The following is a 12,005-nucleotide window of genomic DNA, read 5'->3' on the forward strand; positions in this document are numbered from 1 at the left end:
GACGGGTTCAGTCCGCAATCACCACAATCGACACTCGCCGATTCTCGGTGCGCCCCTCCACCGTGGTATTCGGCGCCACCGGCTCGCTGCTGCCCAGCCCGCGCAGCTGGATGTTCTCTTCCTTCATGCCCACACCGGTCAACACCGTCGCCACACTTTTTGCGCGGCGCAGGGACAGTTGCTGGTTGTAGGCTTCCTTGCCCGACGCATCGGTGTGGCCGTCGATGCGGACGCGTTCGATGCCGACGCCCAGCAGGGCCTTGCCGATGCGCTGGACGATCTCGGTGCTGGGTGGGTTGAGCGTCTCGACGTCGCTGCCGAACAGCACTTTGCCGGACAGGCCGAATGCCCAGCCTTCGTCGGTCAGTTCAAAGCCTTGTTGCTTGAGGACGGCCACTTGCGCCGGGGTAAGGCCTTTGGGGGGTGGCGTCTGGCAGCCGCCGAGGGCGAGCAGTGCCACCAGCAGGGGGATAAACATGAAACGCACGGTCGAGAACAAGGGATCAGCTCCTGTGGTGAACGTTGGCGGCGGAGGGCTCCGACTCTGCCGTTTGCTGGCCGCCCGAGGACAAACGTTTGGCCTGGTACATCGCCGCGTCGGCAGCATTGAGCAAGGTGCCGGGTGTGGCGCCATGATCAGGGTAGATGGCGATGCCAATACTGAGGGAGGTCAATACCTGAGTGTTGCCGGGCACGGGGATGGGCTGGTCCATGCTGGCGATGATCTTGTCGGCGATGCGCTGGGCGTCTTCTACCTTGTGCAGCGGCGCCAGCAGGATGGCGAACTCGTCACCGCCCAGGCGCGCCACCAGGTCATCCTCACGCAGCTGGGCCCGTACACGTTCGGCGACGGCCACGAGCACGGCGTCACCGGCAGCGTGGCCAAAGCTGTCATTGATCTCTTTGAAGCGATCGCTGTCGAGGTAAAGCACTGCCACCTGCTCTTTGGCCTTGGCCGCGCTGCGCAGGGCACGGATCAATCGGCCTTCGAAGAACGCGCGGTTGGGCAGGCCGGTGAGGCTGTCGTGGTTGGCCTGATGGGCAAGGGATTCGTTTTCGCTTTGCAGGTGGTTCTGCCAGGCCTCCATCTCGCCGAGCAGGGCGTTGAAGTCACTGCCCAGGCTGTCGAGTTCGGCGATTTTTGCCGGTGGTACGCGGCGGTCGAAGTCGCGCTCGCTGCGGGCGGCGTGGGCCACGGCGGCGAGGCTTTGCAGTGGGCCGGTGATACCGCGTAACAAGCGTCGCGCCAAGTGCAGGGCGATCCACGCGCTGAGCGCGGTGCAGATGAGGATCCCGGCCAGGCCGCTGAGCAGGAAGCGCAGCAGGCTGCCACCGTGACCCGTGAGGTGAGTGCTGCCGATGGCTCGCCCTTGGTGGAGGATCGGCTGGCTGATGGGTTGTTCGAGCAAGGTGTGCGCCAGTTCCAGCTCAACCCGCGAGAGCATGCCGGTATCCGGGCGTATCCACTGCGCCAGCAACTTGCCATTGGCGTCGAAGACTTCGGCCTGGGCCACCTCTTCGGTGGAGGCGATCAGGCTGAGGGCTTCGGTGGCTGCCGCGCTGTCGTTGAACACCACCGCCGCTTCCACGGTGTAGTTGATGGAGCGCGCGATCAGGTGCAGGTTGTGTTCGGCATACACCCGCAGCGCCAACACCCCCAGCAAGGTCAGCGAGACGCTCGCCAAGATCACGGCCACCAGCGCCAGGATCAGGTGCCCTCGGCCGATGACCGAGCGCAATGTCGGTCGCACTTTATCGACCTTCATGGCGCAGGCGCTCGACGACGGGACAACTGCAGCACGCTGGGGTGAATGCGCACGCCGCTGCGCGCCACGGAGTCGAGGTTGACCTCGAAGGACACCTGCTCATCCCCCACCCGCAGGCAGAACAGGCTGCCCACCGTACACTGGTCGCCGCCTTCGCTGATGCTGAGCACCGGATGACCGATCAACGAGGTAAACAGCTGGCCACGCTCATCGGCACTGAGTTTGCCGATGTACACCGCATCGCACGCGTTGACGATATCCGAATGGCTGGCCAGCAGACGCTGCACCACGACCGGACGGCCGGTGGCCTGTGTAGTGCCTTTGATCAGGTCGTCGGTGTATTGGGTCGGGCCGACGATACACAGGCGCAATTGCGCGGGCTCGACCGGCCAGCGCGCATAACTGAGGATACCCAGTACCACTTGGGTGACCGCCTGGGCGCGTTGCGCGGCAAGGCCTGCGGGGTCGGATGCCTGGGCAAAAGCGTGTGGCGTAAGCACACACAGGACCGCCACCAGCAGCAGGCGTCTCCAGCTCAAACTGCGCTCTGTGGGCGAGACAGCCACGTTCATGCAGCGATTCTCTCAGGTGTTTTTTAAATGATGCCGCAACGATAGCACAGCGGCGGAAAACCCCGCGAAGACGGGGCTTCGCGGGGGTCTCTATTTTTTCAGAAAAATCAGACGCCTGAATCAGAAATATCACATGATCTGTCAGTCAGTTTTTTCAGGCTCGTGACCCAACTCCAGCATTAACCCACTCAAGCGCTTGACCTTGCGCCTTACGGCTTCTTCGAACACGCCGCCACGGGGCTCGATCAGGCTGAACCAGCGCTTGGCCCGGGTGATGCCGGTGTAGATCAACTCTTTGGTGAGTACCGGGTTCAAGGCATCCGGCAGGATCAGCGCAGTGTGGGTGAACTCCGAGCCCTGGGATTTATGCACGGTCATGGCGTACACGGTTTCCACATCATTCAGACGGCTGGGCAGCACAAACCGCACGCCGCCCTGGCCATCGTTACGTGGGAAGGCCACACGCAGCACCTGGGGGCCGCCGTCGCTTTCGGGCAATTTGAGGGCAATGCCGATGTCACCGTTCATCAAGCCCAGGCCGTAATCGTTGCGGGTCATCAGCACGGGGCGGCCTTCGTACCATTGCTCGTCGCCTTCGATCAGCCGCACCTTGCGCAAGGCCGCGGTGATGCGCAGGTTCAGGCCTTCCACACCCCAGGGACCTTTGCGTACCGCACAGAGCAGTTGGAACGCGTCGAAGGCTTGCAGCAGCTGCTGCGCCCAGAGGGTCCAGGCGGGGTCTTCACGTGGGGTGCCGGGGGCTGGCCGCGCGCTTTGCAACAGGTTGAGGTAATAGCGATAACCCTCGGCACCGCCACCTTGCCCGTCCAGTACCAAGCGTTCCAGGGCGTGGTCATGCTCGCCCTTGAGGCTGACACAGAACAGGTCATCGTGACTGCGCGCCGCCAACAGCTTGCGGGCTTCTTCGGCGTTTTGCTGGTTGACCCAACGTGCCAGTTGGCCGATGCCACTGCCTTCACCGAAACGTCGCGAGTAGCGCAGCATCACCACTTGCTGTGCCAGGGGATGGGTACCGTCGAGATCTTCCTGCAGGCCAGTGGCGCTGAGGTCTTCACCGCTGACGGCTTGCAGCCATTGGCGGGTCTCGGCGCTGTAGAAGCCAGCTTCGGCGTCGCGGCACAAATCACCCAGTACCGCGCCCGCCTCTACCGACGCCAGTTGGTCCTTGTCGCCCAACAGGACCAGGCGAGCATGGGGCGGCAAGGCGTCGAGCAGGTTGGCCATCATTTCCAGGTCGATCATCGAGGCTTCGTCGACGACCAGCACATCCAGGGGCAATGGGTTGCCGATGTGATGACGAAAATGCCGCGTGCCCGGGCGACTGCCCAGCAAGCGGTGGACGGTGGTGACCTGGGTCGGGATCTTTTCCTTCACGTTGTCCGGTACTTTCAGCGACAGCACTTGCTGGCTGATGGACTCGGTGAGGCGTGCGGCCGCCTTGCCGGTAGGCGCGGCGAGGCGAATGCGCAATGGACTGCCGGACTCCACAGCCGGCGCCTGCAACAGCGCGAGCAGACGCACCACGGTGGTGGTCTTGCCGGTACCGGGGCCGCCGGTGACGATGCTGAATGCACCGCGGGTAGCCAGTGCACAGGCGAGCTTTTGCCAGTCGATCACACCATCGGGCGGCGGTTGGTCGAACAGGCTGTCGAGGCGCTGCGGCAAATCGGCGGCGATGCTTTCCTGAGTGGCGAGCCGCAGGCGCAAGGCGGTGTCAATGCGCCGCTCGTAGGTCCAGTAGCGGCGCAGGTACAGGCGCTTGCCGGACAGGACCAAGGGGCGACTCTGGGCGGCTTCGCTGCCATCAACTGCCAACGCCACCAGATGGCTGGCGGCCAGAGTATGGCACCAGTGGGCGCCATCGAGGCCGTCGAGCAACTGCGACGGCAGCAGCATGGCGCCGGTTTGCAGGTCGCCTTCAGGCGGCAACGACAGGGCAAAGTCCGGTGCCTTGAGGGTTTCGAACAGGTCGAGGCAGACGTGGCCATGGCCCAATTGATGGCTGGTCAGCGCGGCAGCCAGCAGCACCAGCGGGTCAGCGTGGGGTTCAAGTTCGTGCAGGAAGCCGACGAAGGCTTTGTCCAGGGCGCGCAACCAACCGCGATCGACCCAACGTTCCAGCAGTTGCACCAGGTCGGCGGCGTTGCTGAGGGGCATCAGCGCCTCCAGCGGTAACGGCGACAGGCTCATAACAACACTCCTTGTTCCCAGGCGGGCTCAACCTTGGGCGGGATGGGCTTGCCCTGGAACAACAGGTCCAGGCCTTCGATCAGTTCCCGTGGCGGCCGGGTGAAATACGCACCCTGGCTCGCCGACTGGGTGCCGCGCAGGAACAGGTACATCGCGCCGCCGACATGGCGGTCGTAGTCGTAGTCCGGCACGCGCGCCTTGAGTTGGCGGTGCAGGGCCAGCAGGTAAAGCACGTATTGCAGGTCGTACCGATGATCGAGGATCGACTGTTCCATGGCGTCCGGGGTGTAGGCCGAATCGTCGGGACCGAGCCAGTTGGATTTGTAATCGGCCACGTAATAGCGGCCGTCATGTTCGAAGGTCAAGTCGATAAACCCCTTGAACATACCATTGAGCAGCACGGGTTCGGCGGCAACGCGGGAAACGCCGTTATGGGTGTATTGGCATACCAGTTTGTCGAGAGCGAGGACGTCAACTTTGTGGCTGGCGAACCAGAACTCCATCTCGATTTGGTACTGCTGCAAATCGCTGAGGGAGACATGCCCGTTATCCACCGGCAGTGGCGTTTGCAACAGGTGGCCGAGCCAGCCGCTGAGGGTGATGATCCAGCCTTCCCAGTTGCGCCGATTGCAGCGTGCGCCGACTGCCTTTTCGATGGCCTCGGGCGTGACGTTGAAGCCCTCCTCCCCCGCCCATTCCAGCAGACCGTGAAGGAAAGTCCCTGGGTTCGGGCCGCGTGGGAAACGGTGAATATCGCCGCCGGACGCCACCACTTCGCGCGGTGCATCGGGGTCGAGGCGCTCGTCATCGAAGAGCTTCTGGGCCTGTGGGCTCTCCGGCGCTTCGAGCGAGGCAGCGCTCATGCTGTCGCCGATGCGCAACGCGCTGTAGGAGGCAATCCACCAGTTTTCTGCGGCCTTGCGCTTGGGCAGCAAGGGCGCCCGCAGCCTGGCTTCGTTGCGAGGTGGGTGAAAGACGATGTCTTGCGCGTCGGGCACTTGGGTGTAGTCGATGGCGGGACACCCTGCTTGCAGGTCCAATAGCCAGCGTGCCAAACCGGCAGACTCCGCCAACGACGCTCCAGCGCCGAGCAAGTAGCCCAGTGCTGAAAGATGCAATACGGAGCTATTGCTGTTGCCGCGCTTGAGGTCGGCGATGCCCAGCCAGCATGCATGCTTGGCGCGGGTAAGCGCTACATACAACAGGCGCAGGTCTTCGGCCAGGCGCTCGTTATCAGCCTGGACGATCAACTCAGGCGTTGGGCGCAGGCTGACCTGGGATTTGCCGTGTTCATCGTGGTAGTGCAGCGGCAACCGGCTGCCGTCCACTGGTTTGGCCGAGCAGATAAACGGCAGGAAAACCAGGTCGTACTCCAGGCCTTTTGACTTGTGGATCGTCACCACCTTGACCAGTTGCTCATCACTCTCCAGACGCAGGATTTGTTCTTCACCCGCTTGGCCGGAGAGTGCCAGGTGTTCGGCCAGATGTCGGATCAGTGCCTGTTCGCCATCCAGTTCCGATGCCGCTTGTTGCAGCAATTCACTGAGGTGCAGCAGGTTGGTCAGCACGCGTTCGCCATCGCTGCGTGCGATCAGGGTTTGCGGCAATTTAAAGTCGTGCAGCAGGCGGCGCAGCATCGGCAGCACGCCTTGGGTCCGCCATATTGCGCGGTAGCCACGGAACTGCATGACGCGGCTTTCCCACGCCAGCTCATCCTGGTTCAGACGCTCCAGTTCCGGCAACGACAGGTTCAGGGTGACGCACGCCAAGGCGGCGCGCAGCGGGCGCTCGACATCCGGCTCGGCGCAGGCCTTTAGCCAGGCGAGCAGGTCGTGGGCCTCTTGGGCAGCGAACACCGAGTCCTTGTCGGACAGATACACACTGCGCACACCACGGGCAGCCAGTTCGGCACGTACGGCCTGGGCCTCCTTGCCATCGCGCACGAGGATGGCGATGTCTGACGGGAGCACGCCCTTGAAGCTTGCATCTGGCTGCAGGAAGCCAGCAGTACCTTGCTGCCCGCCGTTGAGCAATTCAACAATGTGTGTGGCACAGGCGGCAGCCAATTGCTGACGATAAACCGCATTGGACACCGGCTGGTCGGTGGGCAAGTGCCAGAGGTTCATGGCCGGCAGTGTCTGGCCATCCACCTGAAGTTGCTCTTTGCGACCCTGGGACTGCACCGAATGGAAAGGCACCGGGTTTTCACCCTTCGGCTCGCGGAACAGGAACGCGCCGCGACCTGTTTCCGCACGCTGGAACACGTGGTTCACCGCCTCCACCATTGCGTGGCTGGAGCGGAAGTTGGTGCCCAGTGTGTGGTGGCGGCCGGTAGTGGATTGCCGGGCGCGCAGGTAGGTGTAGATGTCGGCGCCCCGGAAGGCGTAAATCGCTTGCTTGGGATCGCCGATCAGGAACAGCCCGCTGTCGAGGTGGTTTTCTTCGATGCGGTAGATACTGTCGAAAATGCTGTATTGCACCGGGTCGGTGTCTTGGAACTCATCGATCAAGGCCACGGGGAACTGCTCGCGGATCACACTGGCCAGGCGTTCGCCACCGTCGGCCTGGAGCGCAGCGTTGAGGCGGATGAGCATGTCGTCGAAACCCATTTCGGCGCGGCGCCGCTTTTCTTCCTCGAAGCGTTTGCCCACCCAGCCGGCGGCGTGCTGCAACGCGGCGGCGTCTGGGGTCGGCAGCGCATCAAGGGCCGCCTTGAGTCCGGCCATGGCGTCGATACCGGGGTGCTGGGGCGGCTCGCCTTTCCAGGCTTCGGCCATGCCGTCGGGCGTCAGGCGGGTGAAGCCGGTGCCGATGTCCAGTTGCTCGAGGGATTCGTCAGCGGCCCAGGCGCTGATCTTTTCGAACCAGGGCTCGAAGTAGCGCGCTTGCATCTTGCGGCCATCGACGGCCTTGGCGGCCACGGCTTGCAGGCAGATATCGCGCAGCTCGGCGGCCCATTGTTGCCAGGGGGCCTTGAGTGTCTGCAGTGCTTCGCGGCGCTCTTGCAGGCAGGCGTTGATCAGCTCGGCAGGCTCGCGGGTTTCATCCGTAGGCCGTTCGCTGCCAAACAACGCGCGTACCCGTGGCATCAACGCGGCGGGGCCGCTCCAGTTACTGCGTACCCAGTTGAGCGCATCGTCGTGCATCGGGTAGCAGAACAGCCGCCAGTAATCACGCAACACTTCGCCGAGCAAGTCGCTGTGGTCGGTTTCCAGGGTCTGGGTGAACAGGCTGCCACTGTCGAAGGCATGTTCGCGCAGCATGCGCTGGCACCAACTGTGGATAGTTGAGACAGCGGCTTCGTCCATCCACTGGGCGGCGATGTCCAGGCGATTGGCGCAGGCAGACCATTGTTCGGAGGGGTAGTCGGCGCGCAGATCGGCGATCAGGGTGTCGGGCTGTTCGATTTCTTCGCGGAAAAAGCGCGCGGCTTCAGCCAGACGGATGCGGATCCGTTCGCGCAGCTCCTTGGTGGCGGCGTCGGTGAAGGTCACCACCAAGATTTGTGGCGGCAGCAATTCACGGCCAAAGCCTGCGTCTTCGCCACCGTGACCGAGGACCAGGCGCAGGTAAAGAGCGGAGATGGTGAACGTTTTGCCGGTGCCGGCGCTGGCTTCAATCAGCTGGCTGCCTTTGAGCGGAAACGCAAGGGCCAAGGGTTTGCTGGTCATGCGCCGTCCTCGCCAGTGAGTGATCGCCAGGGTGCGTTGAGCAGCGGGCGATACAGGGTTTCGCACCACCCTTCGAACTCTTCGCTGGCGATGAGTGTGGCGTAGTCGGGAAATTGCCGGGTGAGCGCCGGGGTTTCGCGACGCTCGCCATCGGTGGTCAGGCCGTCGCCTTCGTAGGCTTTACTGGCAGCTGCTTGCGCCTTGGCAGGATCGGTTTGGCTGAGCCACGCGAAAGCGGTTTTCACGGCAACGGGCAGTGGCTGGCTCATTCCGATTTGCCAGGCGAGCAGCAAGTTGCCGAGGACTTCCTGGGCATTGGATCTGTCCAGTGGTGGCAGGAGCAGGGTCTCGTCGCTGGCGACCAAGCCGGTGCTTAACGGCAGACCGCAGGCACAGGCGACCACGTGATTGACCCAGGGGCGAATCAGGCGATGCCATTTGCGGGTCTTGATCGAGCCGATACTGTTGGGAATGGTGGTGACGCTGAGTAAACCGCCATCACTGCGCCGATGCAGACCGCTGACCCAGCCTTCCAAGTGAACGCCATGATGCTCAAAACTGACGGGTTCGGCGCCGGGGTGCGGGGTGGGCCAAAGGGCCAGCAACTGCTGGTAGCGTCGCAGCAGATCGGGCAAGGGCTCGATCAGCTCGTTGCGCAGGCACTCACCGAAACCCACCATCGGCAACAGGCCACTGCCTTGTAAACGCAAGGCCTGTGCGTTCAGCGCCTGGTCGAGGTGATCGGGTTGTGTGAGTGCGGCGCTGAGTAGGCTGTCGCTCAGGCTATAGCGTTGCAGTGCGTCGAGAACGAAGGGCTCTTCGTCAGCCAACGGCACCTCGGCGGCTTCGAAGAACACTTTCAGGCGTTGGCTGAAGAAGTGTTTGACTGGATTGCGCAGGAAGTCTTGAAGCTGGCCGAGACTCAGGGGTTCTTCCTGTTGATGGGGGGCTAGGTCGTGTTTGGCTGGGATGGCATCGGAGGCCTCGTGGAGCAACTGCCATTCGCGCGCGTAGCTGAACAGCGCATCGCCCTCATGGAAATAACGGGCGCTGAACGGTTGCAGCGGATGCTCTTGTGTCATGGCTTCAATCAGCGGCGTGTCACTGTTTGCGAGGTGCCAGCCGCTGGCGAGATGGTCACGCAGCTGGCCGATCAGTACCGAGGCCGGGCGGTCACTGTTGTCACGGATGCTGCGGCCGACCCAGCTGATATAGAGCTGGTCACGTGCTGAAAGCAGGGCTTCGAGCAGCAGGTAGCGGTCGTCTTCACGGCGTGAACGGTCGCCGGGGCGGTAGTCGCTGCCCATCAGGTCGAAGTCCAGCGGAGGTTGCGCACGCGGGTAATCACCGTCGTTCATGCCGAGCAGGCAGACCAGCTTGAAGGGGATCGCACGCATGGGCATCAGGGTGCAGAAATTGACAGCTCCAGCGAGGAAGCGTTGGGACAGGCGACCTTGGTCGAGGCCGGCGAGCCAAGCTTCACGGACTACGGTAAGTGGTAATTGGTCCTGCAATCCTACGGACTCGCAGGTTTCCAACCAAGTCTCTCTGAGTTGCTCGAGTTGGCTCAGCAGGTAGTCGTCGTGTTCGCTGCTCGGCAGGAAGAACAGTTGCATCAGGCGTTGCAGGCGTTCGCCCCACTCTTTGGGCGATGCGGGCTGCGACAAAGCTTGATGGGCATCGTTGAGTGCGTCGAGCAAGGCAACCAGTGGACCAATCAGGGCGGCGTCGAGGCCACCGATTTCGTCGTATGGCTCGATGCCATCACAGGCGGCGCCGGTGCCTACGGCGTAACCGAGCAACATGCGGCGCAGGCCAAAACGCCAGCTGTTTTGTTCCAGCTCCGGTGGCAGGCCAAGGCTGGCACGTTGTTCGGCGCTAAGCCCCCAGCGGATGCCGGCGCCTTCTATCCAGCGGTGCAATGTGGGCAGGTCACGCTCTTTGATGACAAAGCGTTCGCGTAGGGCCGGAACATCAAGCAGGTCGAGGATTTCGCTGACGGGGAAGCGGCTATCGGGGAGTTTCAGCAAGTGTTCGACGGCGATGAGCAGAGGGTCGCGACCGCGCTGGCCTTGATCAGTCAAGGTGAACGGGATGAAGCGTGGGTCGTTGCGCTCAAGCTGGCCGAATACGGCGCGGATGTGCGGCGCGTAGCTGTCGACGTCGGGGACCATGACGATGATGTCCCGGGGGCGCAGCGTGGGGTCGGCACTGAAGCGCTGGAGCAGTTGGTCGTGGAGGATTTCCACTTCGCGTTGGGCGCTGTGTGCAATGTGGAAACGGATTGAGGTATCGCGATCCAGATCGACAGCTGGCCATAGCTCGCGGGTTTCGTTGAGTGGGCGCAGTTCGAGGATATCGTCCTGGAGCTGGTTGAGCAGTGTGGTCGGTTCGCTGTCGCTGAACAGGTCGATGCGGCCGTCACGGAATGCGGCGCGGTAGCTGTTGGGATCGTCGTAGCTGTCCAGGAGGCTGATGTAGTCACGGCCTTGTTTACCCCACGCGGCCAATAACGGGTGTGCGTGCTGGTGCAGGGTTTGTGGGTCGATGGTGACCGGCATGCCCGCTTTGCGAGCCTGACGCTTGTATTCGTTACGTAGTAGGTCTTTGTCGGCGACGATGTCGGACCAATGATGGCGACAAGGGTTATGTACGCAGAGCAAGACTTGGCTGAATCGCGCGAGACCGGCGAGGGCTTCCAGTGCCTGTGCTGGCAACGAGGAGATGCCGAAAACGATGACCCTGGATGGCAAGCCTGGGGGCGCGCTATCTAGGGAATTGATGCGCTCGATGAAGCGCTGGTGAACGCCGGCACGGCTTTCGGCCATGCCTTCTTCACCTACATCCAACAGCAATGCGCGCCACAATTCGGCTTGCCAGCAATTGGCTGGGTTAAGGGGCTTTGATTCGCCCCGGCCGTTACGCAATTGGTGGCGGCCGGCAGCCCAGTCTTCCAGCCAGTCGGCGCGGTAAACCTGGTATTGGTCGAACAAGTCAGCCAGGCGTTCGGCGAGTTGGTAGCGTTTGCGCAGGTCGGTGTCGTGGGTGAGGAAGCGCTGCAGCGGTTCGAAGTGCGGTTGATCGATAAGCTCCGGGAGCAGACGCATCAGGCGCCAGGTCAATGGGGCTTTATCGAGCAGGGACTTGGGCGGAATTTCGTCACGACCCAGGACCATGCGGTAGAGCTGCCACATGAAGCTGCCGGGCAGTTGCACGTCAATTGCGGCAGCGATGCCACAACCGCCCATGTCGTCGTCTTCCGGATCTTCAGCCAGGGCCAGCTTGAGCCACTGGGCGATGCCGTTGCTTTGTACCAGGGCGATTTCGTTTTCCAGAGGGGCCAGGGGATAGCGGCGCATCCAGCTGACCACCAGGCTGCGCAGCTCGTCCAGGCGGTTGCCGTGAACCACCATGAATCCAGCACTGAGGGACGTCGCATCCGGCATAACGGCTTCCTTGGGAAAAGCAAAATCGAGGGTGCGACTTTAGCACCGTGGGCAGTTTTTGGCGGAACTCGGATGTTAGCTGTCTTTTCGACCGCCCAAAACAAAACCCCTGTTTGCGTTAGCAAACAGGGGGTCTGGAATTTAATCTTGACGATGACCTACTCTCACATGGGGAAACCCCACACTACCATCGGCGATGCATCGTTTCACTGCTGAGTTCGGGATGGGATCAGGTGGTTCCAATGCTCTATGGTCGTCAAGAAATTCGGGTACTGAGTCGTGGCCAGCTGGCCTCGCTTCAGCAAATTGGGTATGTGATAGCTTTCGGTGTTTTGTGAA

At 62.4% G+C, this 12,005-nt stretch carries 6 protein-coding genes and 1 rRNA gene; all 7 read right to left on the reverse strand.

The genetic code is table 11. The annotated features are described in order from the left end of the window. Positions 1-7: 7 nt before the first annotated feature. The gene (yfiB, locus tag KHP07_RS15845) at positions 8-499 is read right to left on the reverse strand and encodes an outer membrane lipoprotein YfiB (protein WP_078050184.1); all 492 of its coding nucleotides are present in this window, start codon (positions 497-499) and stop codon (positions 8-10) included. A gap of 4 nt (positions 500-503) precedes the next feature. Continuing rightward, positions 504-1,766 (reverse strand): diguanylate cyclase DgcN/YfiN, encoded by a 1,263-nt coding sequence (gene dgcN / locus KHP07_RS15850; protein ID WP_099492576.1) that lies wholly within the window; start codon positions 1,764-1,766, stop codon positions 504-506. Beyond that, positions 1,763-2,338 (reverse strand): regulatory sequestration protein YfiR, encoded by a 576-nt coding sequence (gene yfiR, locus KHP07_RS15855; protein ID WP_078050186.1) that lies wholly within the window; start codon positions 2,336-2,338, stop codon positions 1,763-1,765. Before yfiR ends, dgcN begins: the two co-directional genes overlap by 4 nt. A gap of 141 nt (positions 2,339-2,479) precedes the next feature. Beyond that, entirely contained in the window at positions 2,480-4,549 is a 2,070-nt protein-coding gene (gene recD / locus KHP07_RS15860; protein ID WP_214497472.1) for an exodeoxyribonuclease V subunit alpha, read from the reverse strand. Further along, complete coding sequence (gene recB, locus KHP07_RS15865) at positions 4,546-8,220, reverse strand: exodeoxyribonuclease V subunit beta (RefSeq protein WP_214497473.1); 3,675 nt, start codon at positions 8,218-8,220, stop codon at positions 4,546-4,548. The genes recD and recB overlap by 4 nt, the downstream gene beginning before the upstream one ends. Next, positions 8,217-11,666 (reverse strand): exodeoxyribonuclease V subunit gamma, encoded by a 3,450-nt coding sequence (gene recC, locus KHP07_RS15870; RefSeq protein WP_100492147.1) that lies wholly within the window; start codon positions 11,664-11,666, stop codon positions 8,217-8,219. The genes recB and recC overlap by 4 nt, the downstream gene beginning before the upstream one ends. A gap of 145 nt (positions 11,667-11,811) precedes the next feature. Further along, positions 11,812-11,927: ribosomal RNA gene (gene rrf, locus KHP07_RS15875) — 5S ribosomal RNA — on the reverse strand. Between the last annotated feature and the right edge of the window lie 78 nt (positions 11,928-12,005).

The sequence above is a fragment of the Pseudomonas sp. VS40 genome, from assembly GCF_018587885.1.
In the GTDB taxonomy this organism is placed as follows: Bacteria; Pseudomonadota; Gammaproteobacteria; order Pseudomonadales; family Pseudomonadaceae; genus Aquipseudomonas; species Aquipseudomonas pergaminensis.

What these genes read in the sequence shown, in the direction of transcription:
- dgcN (WP_099492576.1), bottom strand. Translation starts at nt 1,766, where the DNA reads ATGAAGGTCGATAAAGTGCGACCGACATTGCGCTCGGTCATCGGCCGA.
- recD (WP_214497472.1), bottom strand. Translation starts at nt 4,549, where the DNA reads ATGAGCCTGTCGCCGTTACCGCTGGAGGCGCTGATGCCCCTCAGCAAC.
- recB (WP_214497473.1), bottom strand. Translation starts at nt 8,220, where the DNA reads ATGACCAGCAAACCCTTGGCCCTTGCGTTTCCGCTCAAAGGCAGCCAG.
- recC (WP_100492147.1), bottom strand. Translation starts at nt 11,666, where the DNA reads ATGCCGGATGCGACGTCCCTCAGTGCTGGATTCATGGTGGTTCACGGC.
- yfiR (WP_078050186.1), bottom strand. Translation starts at nt 2,338, where the DNA reads ATGAACGTGGCTGTCTCGCCCACAGAGCGCAGTTTGAGCTGGAGACGC.